This window comes from Actinomyces sp. HMSC08A09 (assembly GCF_001807465.1).
Taxonomy (GTDB): Bacteria; Actinomycetota; Actinomycetes; order Actinomycetales; family Actinomycetaceae; genus Actinomyces; species Actinomyces oris.
Genome location: NZ_KV789133.1, coordinates 80,512 through 100,598, shown reverse-complemented (window position 1 = coordinate 100,598; position 20,087 = coordinate 80,512). Strand labels below are relative to the sequence as shown.

Sequence of the window (20,087 nt, the reverse complement as noted above, 5' to 3'; positions counted from 1 at the left end):
GCGCCACTCCCCCATGCGACAGACCCTGCGGCTGGTGGGCCCTGATGCCGCACCGCAGTGGCGCCTCATGGCCGGCGGCACCGCGGTGCTTCTGGCGGAGGTGGTCTTCCGGGTGCTGGAGCCCTGGCCGCTGAAGGTCACCATCGACTCACTGGTGGCGGCGCTGGGCCGCCACACGGGCAGCGCCCCCGCCACGGTCTCCTCCCTGGTGGGTCTCGGTATCGCCCTGCTGGCGATCGTGGCCGGGCGGGCGGTGTGCAACTACCTGGCCACCGTGGCCTTCGCCCTGGTGGGCTCGCGCACCGCGGCCTCCCTGCGCAGCCGGGCCTTCCACCACGTCCAGGGCCTGTCCCAGCAGTTCCACGCCCGCAACCGCAGCGCGGACACGGTTCAGCGACTCATCGCCGACGTCAACCGCATGCAGGAGGTGGCTGTCACCGCCGGCCTGCCGATGGCCGCCAACACCTTGACCCTGCTGGTCATGGTCGTGGTCATGGTGTTCCTGGACCCGCTGCTGGCCATGATCGTGCTCCTGGCGGTGGTGGCCTTCATGCTCGCCTCCTCGGGCAACTCGCGGCGGATCTCCGCGGCCTCCCTGCGCAGCCGCAAGTCCGAGGGGAACCTGGCCAACACCGCCCAGGAGGCGCTCGGCGCCATCAAGGTGGTCCAGGCCTACGGTCTGGAGCCACTGCTGCATGAGCGTTTCACAGGCGCCAACACGGTGTCCCTCAGTGAGGGGGTGCGCTCGCGCCGTATCGCCGCGCGCCTGGAGCGCTCCACGGACGTCATCGTCGGCGTGGCCACCGCCGTGGTCATGGTCGGCGGGGGCATCCGGGTCCTGAACGGCGCCATGTCCCCGGGGGATCTGGTGCTCTTCACGACCTACCTGCGCACCACCATGAAGCCGCTTCGGGACATGGCCAAGTACACCGGCCGCATCGCACGGGCGACGGCCTCGGGTGAGCGGGTGGCCGACCTCATGGCGGTCAAGCCCGACATCGTCTCCCCTGCTGACGCCATCGTGCTGGACCGGGTCCACGGCATGATCCACTTCGACCACGTGCACGCCGCCTACGAGGGCCGCCCGGTGCTGCACGGGGTGAACCTGACAGTGGTCCCCGGAGAGCACGTGGCCCTCGTGGGGCCGTCGGGCTCGGGCAAGTCCACCCTGGTGTCCCTGGTAGTGCGGGCCCTGGATCCGACGTCGGGCACGGTGAGCCTGGACGGGCACAGCCTGAACGAGCTCGATCTGCGCTTCCTGCGCTCGCAGGCCTCGGTCCTGCACCAGGAGGCGGTGCTGCTGACCGGCACGATCCGGGAGAACATCCGTCTGGGCCGGCCCAATGCCTCCGACGAGGAGGTGGAGGCGGCCGCACGTGCGGCCCACGCCCACGAGTTCATCACCCAGATGCCCGGCGGCTACGACACGACCGTGGGCGAGCGAGGAGGCACCCTCTCCGGCGGCCAGCGCCAGCGCATCGCCATCGCTCGGGCGCTACTGCGTGACTCGCCGATCGTCATCCTGGATGAGGCGACCACCGGACTGGATCCGGCCTCGACGTCGGCAGTGCTGGAGGCGATCGATGAGCTGGTGGCCGGACGCACGACCCTGACCGTCACCCACGACCCGCAGGCCGCCATGCGCGCCGACCGGGTGGTGTGGATCCAGGACGGGCGCATCCACCTGGAGGGCAGCCCTCAGGACCTCATGGACTCCTCGGCCGACTTCCGTCGGTGGGCGAACAGCCACCTGGCGGACTCCTTCACCCTGGTGGGGAGCGGATCATGACTCCTTCGCTCATCAACGCGACGACCACGGCCGACGCCGTCGCCGCGGTCCTCGACGCCGATCGGCTCAGTAAGCTCCTCGGGCGCCCGGTGCGGGCCGCCAGGCTGCGCATCAAGCCTGAGGTCTCGGTCCTGGTCTCTCTGACGGACCGGAGCACCGGGCTCACCGCGGGCTGGGCCCGCCTGCTCTGGCCGGTCTCGCACTCCAAGGCCGCTCAGGCCGAGCGCCTGGCCGCCTCCCTGGGGCTGCAGCCCCCCGTCACCCGGTCCCTGGACGAGGGCCTGCTGCTGCAGTGCGGTGCGGTCCTCACCGACCCCAAGCTGGCTGAGCCTCTCGCCCAGGCCACGGAGCTGGGGGTGCTGGGCAGCTGGGAGGCCCGGGACGTGCTGCGCTACAACCCCTCACGGCGCCTGGTCCTCCGGGACGGCTCCACGGTTCTGCGGCTGCGAACCGGTGGCAGGGGACCTGCCGACGACGTCCACCGCACCCTGTCCGGGCTCCTCCCGGTCCCCGGTCTGCTCGACTCACAGGCCGTGGCCCAGTGCGAGGGCCGCGTCAGCGTGCAGCAGTGGTGCGGAGACACGAACCTGGCTGACGTCTATGCGGACAACGTTGATGGTCCGGCCACTGCTCAGGGCCTGAAGGAGGCCACCAGGCGTGTGGGGGCTCTGCTGGCCGAACTGCACTCCTGCGCCGGGCAGCTGCCGGCGGACCTCATCGACCGGCTGCCGCATCAGCCTGCCGGCTCCCGGGAGCTGGCCGAGGTCCACGCTCGTCAGCTCGATGTCCTGGCCCCTGAGCTGGCACGCCGGGTACGGGCGGTGAGCGACATGCTGCCCTCCCACCTCCCCGGGACACCGGTTCTCACCCACGGTGATGCCTCCCCCGACCAGGTGCTCTACGAGTACTCGACCGGGCGGATCTGGCTGACCGACTTCGACCGGGTGTGCCTGGCGCCGGCGGCGACGGACCTGGGCTCCTACCTGGCGGAGGCACCGTCCTGTCAGCGGCATGCGCTGCTGGAGGGTTACGCCGTGCACCGGCTGGTACCGAGCGACGAGGAACTGGGGTGGGCGATCGCACTGTCCCGGCTGGCGCGACTGGCCGACCCCCTGCGACGGGCCCACCCGTCCTGGCGTGAGCGCATCAGCGCGGACCTGGCCGCCATCGAGCGCATCGCCCGGTCGCCGGAGAAGGAGGCCAGCTGGGCATGACGGACACGACGAGCACAACACCAAGGACTGAGATGACACAGACGACGGAGGCGGCCGACATGCTCAGCACGCTGCGGGCCATCCCCGGGCTGCGACGGGCCTGGCCCGCCGGCCGGGAATCGGAGCCGGCGAGCGTGAGCATCGAGTGCGTCGACGGCCAGGGCCGCCTGCGCGCCGGGCACGTCACCGTGGGGGGCGCCCCCGACCTGCTGCCCTACGCCAGTGACCCGGCCCTGCCGGCCCTGTCCAGGCAGCTGACCGGGAGACTCGTCGTCCACCGCGCCGGCCGCCGCGCCGTCGTCATGGAGACCTCCCGGGTCCGCAAGATCGTGCGGCCCCACAAGGCCGCCTCCCTGGTGCGGGCCCACACGACCGCCGCCTCGGTGCTGCGGGTCACCGGTCTGCGCACCCCCAGGATCCTCGGCAACGGGGACGACGTCGTTGACCTCGAGCTGCTGCCGGGCCGCAGTCTCGACGAGCTCGGTGACGCCGGCCTGCCCGGGTGGAAGCGGTTCACGGAGGCCTGGTCGCTCCTGGGCGATCGTGAGGCGGACCTGCCCGTCCACGGGCCGCATCAGGAGGCCCAGGTGCTGCAGCGCTGGCTGGCCTCCGCCCGCCGCTGCGGCCTCATCGACCAGCAGGATCTTCTGCACGAGCAGGTGGTGGACACCTGCCTGAGCCTGACAGAGGCGAGCGGGGTGCACGTCATCACCCACCGCGACCTCCACGACGGCCAGCTCCTGTGGGACGGAACCGACCTGTCCCTGCTCGACCTGGACACCGCGGCCATGGCCGAGGCGGCCCTCGACCTGGGCAACCTCTGGGCCCACGCGGATCTCATGGCGGTTCGCAGCCGGATCGGCCCCGAGGCCCACGCCCGGGTCCGCGGGCTGCTCGACGACCTGGCCCGCGCACTGCCCGTGACGGAGCAGCGCCTGGAGACCTACTACCGCTCCTCAGCGCTGCGGCTCGTCTTCGTCCACGCCTTCCGGCCCGCCGCCCACCGGTGGCTGCCGATCTGGGTGCGCCACTGCCTGGGAGACGCCTCTCCCTTCATGTCCCTGGACCTCACCAACGATTGGAACGACTCATGACCACCCCTCTTAAGCTCACCGTCATCGGCTGCGGATACCTCGGTGCCGTCCATGCCGCTGCCATGGCCCACCTGGGACATCACGTCCTGGGGATCGATACGCGACCCGAGCAGGTCGAGGCCCTCTCCCAGGGCCGCGCCCCCTTCTATGAGCCCGGGCTGCCCGAGCTGCTGGTCACCGGGGCCCAGCAGGGAGACCTGCGCTTCACCTCAACGCCGACGCCGGCCGAGCTGGCCGAGGCCGACGTCCACTTCATCGCCGTGGGGACCCCGCAGTCCACCACTGGCGGGGAGGCCGACCTGAGCCAGCTGTGGAGCGTGGTCGACATGCTTCACGATGCCCTGCCCGAGGGTGGGCGCAGCCTGGTGGTGGGCAAGTCCACCGTCCCGGTGGGTACCGCCCAGCAGGTGGCCGAGCGCCTGGCAGGACGCGCCCTGGTGCTGTGGAACCCCGAGTTCCTGCGTGAGGGCTTCGCCGTGGCCGACACCCTCCACCCCGACCGCATCGTCTACGGGGTCCCTGCCGATCCCGCCGACGCCCAGGAGGTCCAGGCCGTGCTCGACGCCGTCTACCAGGACCTGTTGGAGGAGGGCATCCCCCGGATCGTCACCGACTACCCCACCGCCGAGCTAGTCAAGACCGCGGCGAACTCCTTCCTGGCCACCAAGATCAGCTTCATCAACGCCATGGCCCACCTGTGCGACACCGCCGGGGCCGACGTCACCGTCGTGGCCGACGCCATCGGCCACGACCCGCGCATCGGCAGGCGCTTCCTCCAGGCCGGCGTCGGCTTCGGCGGAGGCTGCCTGCCCAAGGACATCCGGGCGCTGCGGGCCAGCGCCGACCTCCACGGCGCCGTGCACCTGGCGGACCTGCTGGGCCGGGTCGACTCCATCAACCGCGAGCAGCGCGACCGGATCGTCGAGCTGGCCCGCACCCACGTGGGCGGCGACCTGTCCGGTCGGGCGATCACCATCCTGGGGGCGGCCTTCAAGCCCCTGAGCGACGACGTACGCGACTCCCCCGCCCTGGACGTCGCCTCCCGTCTGGCCGACCTCGGGGCCGAGGTCACCGTCTGCGACCCACAGGCCCTGCCCGTGGTGGCCCGCTCCCACCCCCACCTCACCCTGGAGGACGACCCCCGCGCCGCGCTCAAGGGAGCCGAGCTCGTCCTGCTGCTGACCGAGTGGGACCAGTTCGTGGCCCTCGACCCCGCTGAGGCCGCCACCGGCGTCGCCGAGCGCGTCATCATCGACGGACGCAACGCCCTGGACCCGGTGGCCTGGCGCGAGGCCGGGTGGACCTACGCGGGAGTGGGACGCTGAATCGGGCCGCTCCCGGCTCCGCCCGCGCCCGGATCCATGGGGCGGAGCCCAGTGGATCCGGGCACAATGGCGAGGTGACCTCACTGCTGCCCACTCGTACCGTCACCATCGGAACCCGCGTCATGTGGGCGATCGTGCTGGTGTCGAGCATCGCGCTAGTCATGTGCGGGGCGATCGTGTGGGCGCTGGGGCTCTCCAGCGTGTCGGCCGATGCCACCAACCGGCTCGAGCACAGCCGCGACCGGATCCGCCAGCTGGCCGCCGACAGGCAGGACCCCTCCAGCGGTCAGCCCCTGGAGGACGTCTCCGCGGTTCTGCGCACCCACATCCAGCGCACTGCCGAGGGGCGCGGTGAGGCCGAGCTCGGCTTCGTGGGCACCGACGCCGGCACGGAGCTGACCTGGGTCTCCGCGGACAACGTCTCCTTCCGCCCCGAGCAGGACAAGGAGCTGCTCACTCGGGTCTCCTCCCAGGCCGCCGCCTCGGAGTCCGTCATCGAGACGGTGCGCACCCCCACCTCGAGCTACCGGGTCCTCGTTGTCCCGTTGCAGGGCGGCGCCCAGCGCGGCGCACTCGTGCACGTCATCGACCTCAAGGTCGCCGAGTCCCAGCTCCGGCGCACCATGGCCTTCTACGCGGCCGCAGCCGTGTTCACCGTCGCCCTGGTGACGGGGCTGGCCTGGTTCGCCGTCGAGCGGCTCCTGCGCCCCATCGAGCAGCTGCGCCGAGCCACCGAGTCCATCGGCGAGGAGGACCTGACCACCCGGGTACCGGTCAAGGGCCGGGATGACCTGACGGCCCTGGCTGCGGCCGTCAACCGGATGCTCGACCGGGTCCAGACCTCGGTGGAGGCCCAGCGCAACCTGCTGGACGACGTCGGCCACGAGCTGCGCACCCCGATCGCCGTGGTCCGCGGTCACCTCGAGCTCACCGACCCCGCGGACCCCGAGGACGTGCGCCAGACCCAGCTGCTGGCCCTTGACGAGCTCGACCGGATGGGAATGCTCGTGGGCGACCTGATCCTGCTGGCCAAGAGCGTCCAGAGCGACTTCGTCACCCCAGTGGACACGGATGTCGCCGAGCTGACCGAGCTGGTCTTCGACAAGTCCCTCGCCCTGGGTGAGCGCCGCTGGAAGATCGAGTCGGCGGCCTTCACCCGGGCCATGGTCGACCCCACCCGGATCACCCAGGCCTGGCTCCAGCTGGTGGCCAACGCGGTGAGGTACTCCGAGCACTGCTCCACCGTGTCCCTGGGCTCGGCCGTTCGCGACGGCCACCTGCAGATGTGGGTCAGGGACGAGGGCATCGGGATCGCCCCCGAGGACATCGACCTGGTGCGCCAGCGCTTCAAGCGCACCGCCGGCGCTCAGAAGCTCGCCTCCGGAACGGGACTGGGGCTCAGTATCGTCGAGACGATCGTCGCAGCTCACGGCGGGAGGCTGGACATACTCTCTGAGGTGGGCCGAGGATCGGTGTTCACCATGGTGATCCCTCTCAGGCCCCCCGCCGCCGTGGCCTCCTCCCGAGGCGACGCCCTCGCACCTGCCGGGGACTCGCTCCCCGCTCAGCCCCCGACAGCCTCCCGAAGGAGTCACTCACCATGAGCCGCATCCTCATCGTTGAGGACGAGCCCCGCATCGTCGCCTTCCTCACCAAGGGCCTCAAGGCGGCCGGGTTCACCCCCCACACCACCGCCGAGGGCGGGCGGGCCGTGGCCCTGGCGGTCCAGGAGGACTTCGACCTCATCATCCTGGATGTGGGCCTGCCCGACATCGACGGCTTCGAGGTGCTCCAGCAGCTGCGCGGCCAAGGAGTGGGAACGCCGGTCATCATGCTCACGGCGCGCTCCTCGGTGGCCGATCGCGTCGCCGGTCTGGAGGGCGGCGCGGACGACTACATGCCCAAGCCCTTCTCCTTCGAAGAGCTCCTGGCCCGCATTCGGGTACGGCTGCGCCCGGATGCCACCGGCCCCGACCAGATGCGCCTGACTCACCGCGACATGGTTCTGGACCTGCGCACCCGCACCCTGACGCTGGAGGGGAGGACCGTGGAGCTCTCCGCCCGGGAGTTCGCCCTGGCCGAGACCTTCATGCGCCACCCCGGTCAGGTTCTCAGCCGCGAACAGCTGCTGAGCGCCGTGTGGGGGCTGGACTTCGACCCCGGCTCCAACGTGGTGGAGGTCTATGTCTCCTACCTGCGCAACAAGCTGGGAAGGCAGCGGGTGGAGACCGTGCGCGGCATGGGCTACCGGCTCATCTGATCCGCGGCGCCGGCCGTCTCGTCAGCCGTCCGCTCAGTCATCGTCGCGGTCGTCGTCATCGGGTTCCTTCACACCGTTCCTGGCCGGCTTCTTGTCGTCGTCATCATCGTCCACCTCGGTGCGTCCGGGGGCGGCCGGTGCGGCGGTCCCGGCCGGGACAGCCGGTGCGGCGGGGGCCGGCTGGCGATGGCCGTGGTCGACGGCGACAGGCGGGTCGGGCTCCACCGCCTGAGGCGCGTGGCCCTGCGTCGAGGAGTCCGATGAGGTCCAGGAGTCCGCCGCGGAGCCGCCGGACTCGTGCTGGGTGGAGCTGGCACCACCGCCGGCAGTCGACCTCTGCGTGGCCGTCACAGAGGACTGGGACGAGGTGACCCGTGGGGTTGCTGTCAGGACGATTCCCGGCTCCTTGGCGGACTCGGCGGGGTGGGAGAAGACCATGCGGGTGACTGCGAGCAGGAGACCCGCGGTCACGATGACAACGGTGGTGGCCACGACGCGGCCACGTCCGAAACGATGCAGCAGACTCGCCATTCCAGCGTCCCCCTTCTGCCCGGCTCTGGCGTGACGGGACCTGCCCGACTTTTGTCGACCGTAACATGAATAAGAGGACAAAGCACCGGAGCACGACGCCGGGGAGTGACAGAACTGATCCGCGGGCTTGTCGCAATCAGCACAACTCCGCGGCGCCCGGCATCACTCGCGGGCGCGAGGGGTCAGGGACGGATGTGGCCGTCTCCCTCGACGATCCAGGTCGTCGTCGTCAGCTCGCTCAATCCCATGGGGCCGCGGGCGTGGAGCTTCTGGGTGGAGATGCCCAGCTCGGCCCCCAGCCCCAGCTGTCCGCCGTCGGTGAAGCGGGTCGAGGCGTTGACCATGACGGCCGCCGAGTCCATGCCGGCGATGAAGTCGTTGATGACGCTCACGTCCTGGGCGAGGACCGCCTCGGTGTGCCCGGTGGTGTGGGCGCGGATGTGGTCGATGGCCTCCTCCAGGCTCTTCACGACGCGCACGGCCAGGTCCAGCGAGCCGTACTCGGTGTCCCAGTCGGCCTCAGTGGCCTGGGTCAGGAGGACATCACGTCCAGCGGTCGTCGCAGCCTCGGTCAGGATCCGGTGGGCGGTGGGGTCAGCGTGCAGGACGGTGTCCTTGTCCCACAGGGCGCGGGCGGCGGCCGGCAGGTAGGTGGCGGCGACATCGGCGTGGACCAGGAGCGTCTCGGCGGCGTTGCACACGCCGACGCGCTGGGTCTTGGCGTTGACGATGATGTCCACCGCGGCCTCCAGGTCGGCGCTGGCGTCGACGTAGACGTGGCAGTTGCCCGATCCGGTCTCGATGACGGGGACGGTGGACTGCTCGACAACGGTGCGGATGAGCCCGGCCCCTCCCCGCGGCACCAGGGCGTCGACCAGGCCGTGGGCGCGCATGAGGGCGCGGGCCCCGTCCCGACCGGCGGCATCGACGCTGGTGACGAGGTCTGCGGGCAGTCCCTGCGCCTCCAGGGCGCTGCGCAGGGCCGCGACGATGGCGGCGTTGGAGTCCTGGGCGGCACTGCCCCCGCGCAGGATGATGGCGTTGCCGGACTTGACGGCCAGGGCGGCGGTGTCGACGGTGACGTTGGGGCGGGCCTCGTAGATCATGCCGACGACGCCCAGTGGCACCCGGACCCGGCGCACTCGCAGCCCGTTGGGCATGACCGAGCCGTCAACGACCTGGCCCACGGGGTCGGGCAGGGCGGCCACCTCGCGCAGGGAGTCGGCGATGGCCGACAGCCGCCCACTGTCCAGGGCCAGGCGGTCAAGGAGGCCGGGCTTCATCCCGCCTTGGCGTCCGCGCTCCAGGTCGGCGGCGTTGGCCGCAAGGATCGCTTCGCCGTGCTCGATCAGGCTGTGGGCCATGGCCTCCAGGGCGGCGTCCTTGACAGCGCGTGGGGCCCTGGCCAGGCTCCGTTGCGCCACCCGGGCGGAGCGGGCGGTTGCGGTGACGAGCTCGTGGGCCTCAACGTCGTTCATGGGGACACCTTAGAAGACGAGGCCGATGGTGTCCTCAGACTCCGGCGATGCGGGGCAGCTCAGCCAGATCGTCGCGGTGGATCACGGGAGCCACGTGGTCGGGGGCGGGGGCGCCCTCGGCCCGGGCCGCCAGGACCTCGCGCAGCTCGGCTGCGGCGTAGCGGCATATCCCCCGGGCCAGGACGCCCTCGGGGCCGACGACGTCCACGACGGAACCCGACTCGAAGTCACCCTCGAGGCCGGTCAGGCCCGGCAGCAGGAGCGACTTCTTCCCCACGGTCAGGGCCCGGGCCGCCCCGGCGTCGATGAGAACGCGCCCGTCGGGCTGGGAGGCGTGGGCCATCCACAGCCGGCGGCTGGGGCGGTGGGGACCGGTGGGCTCGAACCAGGTGCCCAGGTCGGTAGGAACCTGTTCCTGGCCCAGGAGCGCTGCGGCGTCGTCGGCCCGGGCGATGAGGGTGGTGGTGCCCGAGGCGCAGGCGATGGTGGCGGCCTGGAGCTTGGTGGTCATGCCACCGGTTCCCACGAAGGAACCGCGCCCGGAGACACTGACCCCCGCCAGGTCCGCCGAGGAGCGCACGTGGCGGATGGGAGTGGCGCCGGGGGTTCCGGGGCGCGCGGTCCACAGGCCGTCGACGTCGGTGAGTAGCACCAGGACGTCGGCGGTCACCAGGTGGGCCACGAGGGCGGCGAGGCGGTCGTTGTCGCCGAGGCTGAACTCGCTGGTGGCCACCGCGTCGTTCTCGTTGATGATGGGGACGGCTCCCAGTGAGAGCAGGGAGTCGAAGGTGGCGCGCACCGTGCGGTAGTGGCTGCGGATGGCGACGTCGTGGGCGGTCAGCAGGACCTGGGCGGTCACCAGTCCGTAGGCGCTCATCGCGGTCTCCCAGCGGGCGGCGAGCCGCCCCTGTCCCACGGAGGCGGCCGCCTGCAGGAGGCTGAGCTCGTCGGGGCGCCGGCTCAGTCCCAGGGGCACCAGCCCTGAGGCGACGGCCCCGGAGGAGACCAGGACGACGTCGTGGCCGCGACTGCGCATACCGGCGATGAGGCCGGCGAGGATATCGATGCGGTTGAGATCGAGCCCGCCGTCGGCGCGCGTCAGGGAGGAGGAACCGACCTTGACCACGACGCGGGCCCCCTCAGGCAGGCGTTCCGGGCGTTCCTGTCCGTGGTCTAAGTCGGCACCGGTTGCTGCTGGAGTCATGGGTTCGCGCCTCAGTCCTCGTCGTCCCCGTGCCAGGAGGCGGCGTCGGTCCACAGGCCCTCGGCGGCCTCGTCGCGCAGCTGCTGGCGCGCGGCCTCCTTGGCATCCATCATCTCGTGGTACTGGCTGCGCCGCTCCACGTTGGTCCGACGCCGACTGGTCTCCAGGCGCAGGTCGGTGCCTCTGGCGCCCAGCAGCTCGGGCCCGGTGGTCATCGTGGGCTCCCAGGTGAAGAGCACTCCCCCATCGACCTCGCCGATGAGGACGGTGTCGCCGGCGTGGGCGCCGGCCTTGACAAGCTCGTCCTCGACCCCGGCCGCGGCCAGGCGGTCGGCGAGGTAGCCGACGGCCTCGTCATTGGTGAAGTCGGTCTGACGCACCCAGCGCTCGGGGCGCTGCCCGCGGACCTGGTAGACCTGCCCCTCGCTGGGATGGGCCAGCAGACGCACCTGGGCGACGCTCTCCTTCTCCCGGCGCCCGACCGCCGCGGGCCGGATGACGGGGCGCGGCTCACCCGAACCGTCAGTCGCACCGGGCTCGCCGTCACGCTGGGACGTGGCCGGAGCGGCCTTCCGGGCCCGCTCGACGTCACTGGCCAGGGCGAAGGACAGGGGGCGCAGCCCCGTGTGCGCGACCGCGGAGATGATGTGGACAGGCAGTCCCCGGGCCTCGATGTCGGCGCGCACGAACTCGGCGAGCTCGGCGGCGTCGGGGACATCGACCTTGTTGAGCACCACGATGCGGGGGCGCTCCATGAGGGGGACCCGGCCGGTGAGGGAGGGGTTGTCCTCCTGCTCGCCGAGGCGCTCGGAGTAGGCGGCGAGCTCGGCCTCAATGGTGTCCAGGTCGGAGAGGGGGTCGCGGCCCGGCTCGAGGGTGGCGCAGTCCAGGACGTGGACGATGACGGCGCAGCGCTCGATGTGCCGCAGGAAGTCAAGTCCCAGACCTTTGCCCTGGGAGGCTCCGGGGATGAGTCCGGGGACGTCGGCGATGGTGTAGCGCACGTCGCCGGCCTCGACGACCCCGAGGTTGGGTACGAGGGTCGTGAAGGGGTAGTCGGCGATCTTGGGGCGGGCGGCGCTCATGGCGGCGATGAGGGAGGACTTGCCGGCGCTGGGGTAGCCCACCAGGGCGACGTCGGCAATGGTCTTGAGCTCCAAGGTGATGTCCTGGGCCTGACCGGGTTCTCCCAGGAGGTGGAAGCCGGGGGCCTTGCGCTTGGAGGAGGCCAGGGAGAAGTTGCCGCGTCCGCCGGTGCCGCCCTGGGCGACGACGACGCTGGTGCCCTCCCCCACGAGGTCGGCGATGACCTGACCGCGCGAGTCCTTGACGACGGTGCCCTCGGGAACGGGCAGGACGAGGTTCTTGCCGTCGGTACCGCGGCGCCAGTCCCCCATGCCGGGGGTGCCGTTGCCGGCCCGCTGGTGCGGGGAGCGGTGGTAGCTCAGCAGGGTCGTCACCCGGGGGTCGACGGTCAGGACGACGTCACCGCCATGACCGCCGTCGCCGCCGTCGGGCCCGGCCAGGGGCTTGAACTTCTCACGGTGCACGGAGGTGCAACCGTTGCCGCCGTCGCCGCCGGCCACGTGGAGGACCACTCGGTCAATGAAGCTGGGCATGGGGTCTCCTGTGAGTCCGGGATAGCGCGAGAGGGCGGACGGCAGGTGCCGTCCGCCCTCTCGCGACGTGGTGATGTGCTCGGGGCTCAGGCCTCGGGGAGCACGACGTTGACGACCCGGCGACCGCGGAAGGTGCCGAACTCGACGTTACCGGCGGCGGTGGCGAACAGGGTGTCGTCGTTGCCGCGGCCGACGTTGCGGCCCGGGTGGAAGTGGGTGCCGCGCTGACGGACGATGATCTCGCCGGCCTTGACGAACTGGCCGCCGAAGCGCTTGACGCCGAGGCGCTGCGCGTTGGAGTCGCGGCCGTTACGGGAGGAACCAAGACCCTTCTTGTGTGCCATGGTTGAAGGCTTCTTTCTTCTCGAGCGTGTGCGTTCAGGATGCCCGCGTACTGGCTGACGCCGGGGCGGTCACTTGATGGCGGTGACCTTGACGGCCGTCAGCTGAGCGCGGTGGCCCTGGCGCTTGCGGAAGCCGGTCTTGTTCTTGAACTTGAGGATGTTGATCTTGGGGCCCTTCTCGTCGCCGATGATCTCGGCGGTGACGGAGGACTTGGCCAGATCGGCGGCAGAGGTGGTCACCTTGTCGCCGTCCACCAGCATGACGGGGGCGAGGGTGACCTCGTCGCCGATCTCACCAGCAAGCTTGTCGACAACCACGACGTCGCCGACGGAGACCTTCTCCTGACGGCCGCCGGCCTTGACGATCGCGTAGACCACTTGAATGCTCATCTCTGTAGATTCTTCGAAAGGCTCTCACTCGCTGCAAGACCGGGATCGGCCTCGCCGGGAGGGCCCTGTCTGGGCAATGGCGCAAGAAGCACCGGCAGATAACTCTAGGCGATCATGTCGCCAGCACCAACCTCCGATCCGCCCCGCCCCCTGTGTTCTTGGGCACGGAGACGTCGTCAGGCCGACACCTCCGGGGTGTCTGAAGAATTCTCCGGTGAGGGCGCGGCGCTCTTGGCCGTGGCCCGCCGTCGCGTCCTCCTCGCCGGCTTGTCCTCGGCCGGCTCCGACGGCGCCTCGCCGGGCTGCGGCTCAGCGGGGTCCTCGGAGGTCGCGGCAGCCTTCTTCTCGGCCTTCTTGCCGGTCTTCCTCCCCGACTTCTTGTCCGCCTTGTCGCCCTTCTTCTCACTGGACTTCTTCGCCGGCTTCTTGTCAGCCGCCTTCCTCGACCGGCTCTTGACCGGCTTGTCCTCGACCGGGACATCCGGAGCATCCTGGCCATCGGCGGGCTGCCCGTTCTCCGCGGTCTGCGCGGCAGCGTCGGCGGTGTCACTCACGCCGGCCTCCGGGGCCTCAACGGCCCCCTGATCCTCATGAGACTCCGGCCCCTCCTGCTGGCTGTCCTTGTGAGCCTGCTCGGCGGCGGCCGCGATCTGGGCCAGAGCGCCGCGCACTGCCGCCCGGGCCTCGTCGTCGGCTCCGGGCTCCGGCGATGCGGCGACGTCGCGGCCTGCCGATGCCTTGCCGCGACCGGAGCCCTTGGGGCTCTTGGAGCCCTTGGTCTCCTGAGAGTCCTGCTTAGTCTCCTTCTTGCCCCCGCCGGCAGCCTGCTCCTCACGGTTCTTGCGTCCGCGCGAGCGCCCGCCCCCGCGTGAGGCGGAGGCCGACATGTCGACCTGCTGGTTCTCCACGGGCTCGTCGTGAACGATGAAGCCCCTGCCCTTGCAGTGCTCGCAAGTGGTGGAGAAGGCCTCGACCAGGCCCTGCCCCACCCGTTTGCGGGTCATCTGGACCAGCCCCAGCGAGGTGACCTCGGTGACCTGGTGGCGTGTCCGGTCGCGCCCCAGGCACTCCACGAGCCGGCGCAGCACGAGGTCCCGGTTGGACTCCAGGACCATGTCGACGAAGTCGATGACAACCATGCCGCCGATGTCGCGCAGGCGCAGCTGGCGGACGATCTCCTCGGCGGCCTCCAGGTTGTTGCGGGTGACGGTCTCCTCCAGCGTGCCCCCCGCGCCGGTGAAGCGCCCGGTATTGACGTCGATGACGGTCATCGCCTCGGTGCGGTCGATGACCAGGGTGCCGCCGCTGGGGAGCCAGACCTTGCGATCGAAGCCCTTGGCGAGCTGCTCGTCGACGCGGTGGGCGGCGAAGACGTCCTCGGGCCCGACCCAGTGCTCGAGGCGCTCGGACAGATCCGGGCTGACCTCGTCGATGTACTGCGAGACCGTGGACCAGGTGTTGTCCCCGGAGACGATGAGCTTGCGGAAGTCCTCGTTGAAAACGTCGCGGATGACCCTCACGGCGAGCTCGGGCTCGCCCTTGAGCAGGACGGGGGCCTTGCCGCTGCCCTTCATGACGGAGGACGCCTTCTTGTCAATGGCCTCCCACTGGGCCACGAGGCGCTCGACGTCGGCGGTCAGCTGCTCCTGGGTGGCCCCCTCCGCGGCGGTGCGCACGATGACTCCGGCCGAGTCGGGCACGATCCGCTTGAGGATCTTCTTCAGGCGGCTGCGCTCGGTATCCGGCAGCTTGCGCGAGATGCCCGTCATGGTGCCGCCGGGAACCAGGACCAGGTATCGGCCCGCCAGGGTGATCTGGCTGGTGAGGCGGGCGCCCTTGTGGCCGATGGGGTCCTTCGTGACCTGGACCAGGACGGTGTCGCCGCTGGAGAGGGCGTCCTCGATGCGGCGGGGCCTGCCCTCCAGGCCGGCGGCGTCCCAGTTGACCTCGCCGGCATAGAGGACAGCGTTGCGCCCCTTGCCCAGGTCCACGAAGGCGGCCTCCATGGAGGGAAGGACGTTCTGAACCCGGCCGACGTAGACGTTGCCGACCATGGAGGTCTGGGTGTGCCGGGAGACGTAGTGCTCCACGAGGAGCCCGTCCTCCAGGACGGCGATCTGGTTGAGGCCGTCGGACTCGCGCACAATCATCTGCCGGTCCACGGACTCGCGACGGGCCAGGAACTCCGCCTCGGTGACGATGGGACGACGGCGCCCGGCCGCCCTGCCCTCGCGACGGCGCTGGCGCTTGGCCTCCAAGCGGGTGGACCCCTTGAGGGCGGTCACCTCGTCACGCAGGTCGCCACCCTCCGAGCGAGTACGGGAGCGACGTCGCCGGCGGCGCGATCCGGACACGGTGCTCGTGGCGGCCTCCGCGGCGGCATCGGAGGAGGTCTCGCGCGAGGGAGCCTCATCGGCGCTGTCATCCTCCGCCGCCTGCGACTCATCATCGGCGTCGGTGCGCGCCGGGTCCTCGCCACGCGAGCGCGAGCGACGACCGCGCCCGCCACGGCGCCGCTTGCGGCGGGACCCGCCCTCGCGGGTGTCCTCCGAAGAATCGGCCCGGGCCTCATCGGCTCCATCGGCACTGTCAGAGCCATCAGCCTCCGAGGCCTGGGCGGACTCGGCGTCGGCCTCGTCGCGGGAGGAGTCCTCGCGGCGCTCCTGCGGGGCCCCGGTACCGGCGGCGGCCCGCCGACGCCGGCGGCCGCGACCGCCACTGCGGTCGGCTCGGGAGGACTCGGCCTCAGCATCCTCGTCATGTCCCCGGGAACCGGTCCGCGCGTCGGCGTCCTCCTCATCCGTCCCGTCCTTGGCGCCCTGGTGACGCGAGGCGGTCGGCGCCTCCTGGGGAGCGGCGCTCGCCGCGGTGACCCGACGGCGCCGACGGGCCCGGCTGGGGTCGGGGGCCTGGAACAGGAGCGAGGCGGCAGGAAGCCGGGGGACCTGGAGGTCCTCCTCCTCATCGAGGCCCGCGCCGGCGGGCTCGTCGCCCTCGTGGGGCTCGGCCTCCTCGTCGTCGGTCTCGTCGGTCTCGGCCGACTCCTCGACCTGGTCCTCGAGTTCCTCCTGCGCGGCTTCGCCGCTCGATGCGTCCTCGGTCATGCCCGGCTCGTCAGGCTCGTCGGCCTCGACGGCGACACGGGCCTCGGCGGCGGGAGCCTCCTCAGGAGCGGCGGAGGCCGCGACAACCTTCCGGCGCCGACGCGGCGGGACCGGATCAGCCGCAGGAGCTGCCGGGGCCTGCTGCACACCGGGTTCCTCAAGGCCGGAGGTGGTGACGGTCTCCGACCTCTCCGCCGAACCGGGCTGCTCGGCAACGGGGGCCTGTGCGGGGGCGGCCGAGGCCGCGGTGACCCTGCGGCGGCGGCGCGGAGCCGGGGAGCTCACGGCCTCACCGTCGCCGTGCTCGAAGGATTCTGTTGATTCTGATGTGGTGCGACGTGCCATGGGGCTTGCACTCTCCGGGGCCGACGCCGTCGCCGTACCCTCGACGCGTCAGCGCGGTTGTGCTCCCAGGGGAGCAGCGAAAAAGTCTTGAGCGCGCCCGGGAGGACGCACGCCTTGCCTCTCATCCACACAGACCGGGCTCGCAGCGGCGCAACTCAGGCGGCGCAAGGTCCTCGGACAGGGTCGGTCGGAAGGCGTGGCTCCGGGTACTGGTACGAGGCACCCGATGCCGGCTCGAAGTATCCCACACAAACGCCGATAAGCGCTTGTGCGACTCGTGGTGCCCCCGGTCTCTGTGCACGTTGACCTCATCACGCACCCAGCAACCATCCACCCCTCAGCCAGACACGCGGAAGCCCTGCCGTCGTGTGGTGGACTTTCGGCCCACTCTCGCGGCATGCACACCGCTCAACGTTCAGTCGTTGAACTACCACGACAACACCTCTCCAGCGATGTGCTCACAAGAAAAGAACCGGTCGGACCGCATGTCTCAGGAGCGTCACGCCCCACACGTTTCACGACATGGCGTCATCGATGACCTACACTGACCCTATTGACTTGTAGAACGCTCTACAGGGTTTCCTATCGATCTCATCGTCATCTCCGAAAGGTGGCACTGATGGCCATCTCTCCCATGGCGCTGGACTCTCTGGATCTGGCGCGCTGGCAGTTCGGTATCACCACCGTCTACCACTTCATCCTGGTTCCGCTGACCATCGGACTGTCCCCGCTGGTGGCTCTCATGGAGACGCTCTGGCGCAGGACCGGCAACAAGCAGTGGCTCGTGGCCACCAAGTTCTTCGGCAAGATCCTGCTCATCAACTTCGCGCTCGGTGTGGCCACCGGCATCGTTCAGGAGTTCCAGTTCGGCATGAACTGGTCGGAGTACTCCAGGTTCGTCGGCAACATCTTCGGCGCCCCACTCGCCTTCGAGGCCCTGCTGGCCTTCTTCATGGAGTCCGTCTTCCTGGGCCTGTGGATCTTCGGATGGGACCGCCTGTCCCCCAGGCTGCACAACCTGTGCATGTGGGCCGTGGCTGCCGGCACGAACTTCTCCGCCTTCTTCATCCTCACCGCCAACTCCTGGATGCAGCACCCGGTGGGCGCCGTCGTCAACCCCAGGACGGGGCGCGCCGAGCTCGACGGGGTGAGCGGCTTCCTCAAGCTCCTGTCCAACGAGCTGGTGTGGACCACCGTGCTGCACGTCATCTCCTCGGCCCTGCTGGTGGCCGCGGCCGTCGTCATGGGCGTGTCCGTGTGGTGGATGGTCAAGGCCGCCCAGGCCAAGCAGGACTTCGAGGCGCGTGAGCTGTGGCGGCGGGTCGCTCGTTTCGGGGCCGTCACCATGGTGGCCGCGGGTCTGGTCACCGCCGGCACCGGCCATATGCAGGGTCAGCTGGTCGCCGAGTACCAGCCGGCCAAGATGGCCGCTGCCGAGGGCCTGTGCCACACCGAGGCCGGAGCCCCCTTCACCGTGGCCGCCTTCGGGGACTGCAAGAACGAGGACGGCATGGTGCGGTTCATCTCGGTTCCCGGTGTCTACTCCTTCATGGCCACCAACGACTTCAACGCCAAGATCACCGGGCTCAAGGAGGCCGGTGACACCTACGCCAAGCAGTACGGCACCACCGATGCGCGCGGCAACGCCGTCGACTACAGCCCCAACATCATGGTGAACTTCTGGTCCTTCCGCCTCATGATCGGACTGGGCATGGCCTCGATGGCCCTGGGGGCCCTGGCCCTGTGGCTGACCCGCTCCAACCGACTCATCTCCCGTCCGGTTCTGGGCAAGGCGGCGCTGGCGACCATGTGGCTGCCCTTCATCGCCTGCTCCTTCGGGTGGATCTTCCGTGAGATGGGCCGCCAGCCCTGGGTCATCGTCCCCAACCTGTCCGACCCGGTCTCCCAGGTCTACATGCTCACCGCCGACGGCGTCTCCTCCGTGGTCTCCTCGGGCACTGTGCTGGCCTCCATGGTCATCTTCACCCTGCTGTACGCCGCACTCGGCGTGGTCTGGTTCGTGCTGCTGCGCCGCTACATCCGTGAAGGCGTGCGTACCCCGGTGCCGGACAAGTCCGGCACGTCCGAGCAGACCGACCAGGACGGCAAGGGCACGGACTCCAGCGACGGCTCCGTTGACTCCTCCGAGGCCGCCCCGGCCCTGTCCTTCGCCTACTGAGCCGAGGAAGGTAGAAATTCCATGACACTGAGCATCCTCTGGTTCATCCTCATCGCCGTCCTGTGGATCGGCTACCTCACCCTGGAGGGCTTCGACTTCGGCGTCGGCATGATTCTGAAGATCCTGGGCCGCGACGAGCGCGAACGGCGCGCAACGCTGTCCACCATCGGCCCCCACTGGGACGGTAACGAGGTGTGGCTGCTGACCGCCGGCGGGGCGACCTTCGCCGCCTTCCCCGAGTGGTACTCCACCCTGTTCTCCGGGGCCTACATCGTCCTGTTCATCATTCTGCTGTGCCTCATCGTGCGCGTGTGCGCCATCGAGTGGCGTCCCAAGGTCAACTCCCAGACCTGGCGCGACCGCTGGGACTGGGTCCACACGATCAGCGCCTGGCTGCCCTCCATCCTGTGGGGCGTGGCCTTCGCCAACCTGGTTCAGGGCATGCACATCGAGGTCGTCCAGACCTCCAACGGCGCCGTCGTCCCGGCCGCCCAGGTGCCGGCCGACTCCCTGGTGCCCGGCGCCGCCCACCAGATCACCGGGGGCCTGCTCACGATGGTGACTCCCTTCACCCTGCTGGGCGGAGCCGTCACCTGCCTGCTCTTCCTCAACCACGGTGCGCTCTTCGTGGCCCTCAAGACCACTGGTGACCTGTCGCAGCGCGCGCTGCGGATGTCACACCGCCTCGCCCCGGCGGCCACCGCGGTCACCGCCGCCTGGGCGCTGTGGGCGCAGCTGGCCTACTCAGGTAACGTTCTGTCCTGGATTCCGCTGGTCATCGCCGCGGCCGGACTCATCGGCTCCCTGCTCATGGGACGCTCCGGGAACGAGGGGCGGGCCTTCGCCCTGCACTTCGTGGGGATCGCCTTCGCCGTCGTCTTCATCTTCGCCGCGATGGCCCCCAACGTCATGCGCTCCTCGGTGGACCCGGCCTACTCGCTGACGATCCAGCAGGCCGCGAGCGCCGACACGACACTGCTCATCATGAGCGTTGCCGCAGCCGTGTTCGTCCCCGGGGTCCTGGCCTACACGATCTGGAGCTACAAGGTCTTCGCCTCGCGCATCAGCGTTGAGAGCATCAACCCCGACCAGGGCGGGCTGCACCCCACGCTGGTGCGCGACTCGACCCAGCCCGAGGCCCATTTCGGGTACTGACAGACAGCGCGACGCATCGGCCGGGGGTCTCCGGGCCCTTGGACCTACTCCCCTAT

At 70.3% G+C, this 20,087-nt stretch carries 15 protein-coding genes; 8 read left to right on the top strand and 7 right to left on the bottom strand.

Annotated elements, in window-relative coordinates; genetic code table 11:
- The first annotated feature begins 13 nt into the window (after nt 1-13).
- From HMPREF3165_RS08710 to HMPREF3165_RS08685, 6 genes are all read left to right on the top strand, one after another.
- Nucleotides 14-1,789, top strand: coding sequence for an ABC transporter ATP-binding protein (locus HMPREF3165_RS08710; RefSeq protein ID WP_070512510.1), 1,776 nt, complete (start codon nt 14-16; stop codon nt 1,787-1,789).
- Nucleotides 1,786-3,003: an aminoglycoside phosphotransferase family protein gene (locus tag HMPREF3165_RS08705; RefSeq protein WP_070512507.1), complete on the top strand. Its 1,218-nt coding sequence runs from the start codon at nt 1,786-1,788 to the stop codon at nt 3,001-3,003. Before HMPREF3165_RS08710 ends, HMPREF3165_RS08705 begins: the two co-directional genes overlap by 4 nt.
- 32 nt (nt 3,004-3,035) lie before the next feature.
- Entirely contained in the window at nt 3,036-4,097 is a 1,062-nt protein-coding gene (locus HMPREF3165_RS08700; protein WP_070512505.1) for a phosphotransferase, read from the top strand.
- Complete coding sequence (locus tag HMPREF3165_RS08695) at nt 4,094-5,422, top strand: UDP-glucose dehydrogenase family protein (protein ID WP_070512503.1); 1,329 nt, start codon at nt 4,094-4,096, stop codon at nt 5,420-5,422. Before HMPREF3165_RS08700 ends, HMPREF3165_RS08695 begins: the two co-directional genes overlap by 4 nt.
- Nucleotides 5,423-5,496: 74 nt before the next feature.
- Complete coding sequence (locus HMPREF3165_RS08690) at nt 5,497-7,026, top strand: sensor histidine kinase (protein ID WP_070512500.1); 1,530 nt, start codon at nt 5,497-5,499, stop codon at nt 7,024-7,026.
- On the top strand, nt 7,023-7,682 hold the full coding sequence (locus HMPREF3165_RS08685) for a response regulator transcription factor (RefSeq protein WP_070512497.1): 660 nt from the start codon (nt 7,023-7,025) through the stop codon (nt 7,680-7,682). The genes HMPREF3165_RS08690 and HMPREF3165_RS08685 overlap by 4 nt, the downstream gene beginning before the upstream one ends.
- Before the next feature lie 33 nt (nt 7,683-7,715).
- Here HMPREF3165_RS08685 and HMPREF3165_RS08680 read toward each other — a convergent pair whose 3' ends face one another.
- The 7 genes from HMPREF3165_RS08680 to HMPREF3165_RS08650 form a co-directional block, all read right to left on the bottom strand.
- Nucleotides 7,716-8,213 (bottom strand): ubiquitin carboxyl-hydrolase, encoded by a 498-nt coding sequence (locus HMPREF3165_RS08680; RefSeq protein WP_070512494.1) that lies wholly within the window; start codon nt 8,211-8,213, stop codon nt 7,716-7,718.
- A 182-nt stretch (nt 8,214-8,395) separates the two neighbouring features.
- Nucleotides 8,396-9,691 carry a glutamate-5-semialdehyde dehydrogenase gene (locus HMPREF3165_RS08675; protein WP_070512492.1) on the bottom strand — a complete coding sequence of 432 codons (1,296 nt, stop codon included), beginning with the start codon at nt 9,689-9,691 and terminating at the stop codon, nt 8,396-8,398.
- Between the two features lie 34 nt (nt 9,692-9,725).
- Nucleotides 9,726-10,895, bottom strand: coding sequence for a glutamate 5-kinase (proB, locus tag HMPREF3165_RS08670; RefSeq protein WP_070512490.1), 1,170 nt, complete (start codon nt 10,893-10,895; stop codon nt 9,726-9,728).
- Between the two features lie 11 nt (nt 10,896-10,906).
- A complete protein-coding gene (gene obgE / locus HMPREF3165_RS08665; protein WP_070512488.1) occupies nt 10,907-12,514 on the bottom strand; it encodes a GTPase ObgE in 1,608 nt (535 codons plus the stop codon).
- A gap of 86 nt (nt 12,515-12,600) precedes the next feature.
- Nucleotides 12,601-12,858 (bottom strand): 50S ribosomal protein L27, encoded by a 258-nt coding sequence (gene rpmA / locus HMPREF3165_RS08660; protein ID WP_003785909.1) that lies wholly within the window; start codon nt 12,856-12,858, stop codon nt 12,601-12,603.
- A gap of 69 nt (nt 12,859-12,927) precedes the next feature.
- On the bottom strand, nt 12,928-13,248 hold the full coding sequence (gene rplU, locus HMPREF3165_RS08655; protein ID WP_004565174.1) for a 50S ribosomal protein L21: 321 nt from the start codon (nt 13,246-13,248) through the stop codon (nt 12,928-12,930).
- A 176-nt stretch (nt 13,249-13,424) separates the two neighbouring features.
- Nucleotides 13,425-16,697, bottom strand: coding sequence for an Rne/Rng family ribonuclease (locus HMPREF3165_RS08650; RefSeq protein ID WP_070512485.1), 3,273 nt, complete (start codon nt 16,695-16,697; stop codon nt 13,425-13,427).
- A 619-nt stretch (nt 16,698-17,316) separates the two neighbouring features.
- Here HMPREF3165_RS08650 and HMPREF3165_RS08645 point away from each other — a divergent pair.
- Both HMPREF3165_RS08645 and cydB read left to right on the top strand, forming a co-directional pair.
- A complete protein-coding gene (locus HMPREF3165_RS08645; RefSeq protein ID WP_004565176.1) occupies nt 17,317-18,876 on the top strand; it encodes a cytochrome ubiquinol oxidase subunit I in 1,560 nt (519 codons plus the stop codon).
- A gap of 21 nt (nt 18,877-18,897) precedes the next feature.
- A complete protein-coding gene (cydB, locus tag HMPREF3165_RS08640) occupies nt 18,898-20,031 on the top strand; it encodes a cytochrome d ubiquinol oxidase subunit II (protein WP_004565177.1) in 1,134 nt (377 codons plus the stop codon).
- Nucleotides 20,032-20,087 lie beyond the last annotated feature (56 nt).

What these genes read in the sequence shown, in the direction of transcription:
- HMPREF3165_RS08680 (WP_070512494.1), bottom strand. Translation starts at nt 8,213, where the DNA reads ATGGCGAGTCTGCTGCATCGTTTCGGACGTGGCCGCGTCGTGGCCACC.
- HMPREF3165_RS08695 (WP_070512503.1), top strand. Translation starts at nt 4,094, where the DNA reads ATGACCACCCCTCTTAAGCTCACCGTCATCGGCTGCGGATACCTCGGT.
- HMPREF3165_RS08685 (WP_070512497.1), top strand. Translation starts at nt 7,023, where the DNA reads ATGAGCCGCATCCTCATCGTTGAGGACGAGCCCCGCATCGTCGCCTTC.
- HMPREF3165_RS08675 (WP_070512492.1), bottom strand. Translation starts at nt 9,691, where the DNA reads ATGAACGACGTTGAGGCCCACGAGCTCGTCACCGCAACCGCCCGCTCC.
- HMPREF3165_RS08710 (WP_070512510.1), top strand. Translation starts at nt 14, where the DNA reads ATGCGACAGACCCTGCGGCTGGTGGGCCCTGATGCCGCACCGCAGTGG.
- HMPREF3165_RS08705 (WP_070512507.1), top strand. Translation starts at nt 1,786, where the DNA reads ATGACTCCTTCGCTCATCAACGCGACGACCACGGCCGACGCCGTCGCC.
- obgE (WP_070512488.1), bottom strand. Translation starts at nt 12,514, where the DNA reads ATGCCCAGCTTCATTGACCGAGTGGTCCTCCACGTGGCCGGCGGCGAC.
- rplU (WP_004565174.1), bottom strand. Translation starts at nt 13,248, where the DNA reads ATGAGCATTCAAGTGGTCTACGCGATCGTCAAGGCCGGCGGCCGTCAG.
- HMPREF3165_RS08700 (WP_070512505.1), top strand. Translation starts at nt 3,036, where the DNA reads ATGACACAGACGACGGAGGCGGCCGACATGCTCAGCACGCTGCGGGCC.
- proB (WP_070512490.1), bottom strand. Translation starts at nt 10,895, where the DNA reads ATGACTCCAGCAGCAACCGGTGCCGACTTAGACCACGGACAGGAACGC.
- HMPREF3165_RS08645 (WP_004565176.1), top strand. Translation starts at nt 17,317, where the DNA reads ATGGCCATCTCTCCCATGGCGCTGGACTCTCTGGATCTGGCGCGCTGG.
- HMPREF3165_RS08650 (WP_070512485.1), bottom strand. Translation starts at nt 16,697, where the DNA reads ATGGCACGTCGCACCACATCAGAATCAACAGAATCCTTCGAGCACGGC.
- cydB (WP_004565177.1), top strand. Translation starts at nt 18,898, where the DNA reads ATGACACTGAGCATCCTCTGGTTCATCCTCATCGCCGTCCTGTGGATC.
- rpmA (WP_003785909.1), bottom strand. Translation starts at nt 12,858, where the DNA reads ATGGCACACAAGAAGGGTCTTGGTTCCTCCCGTAACGGCCGCGACTCC.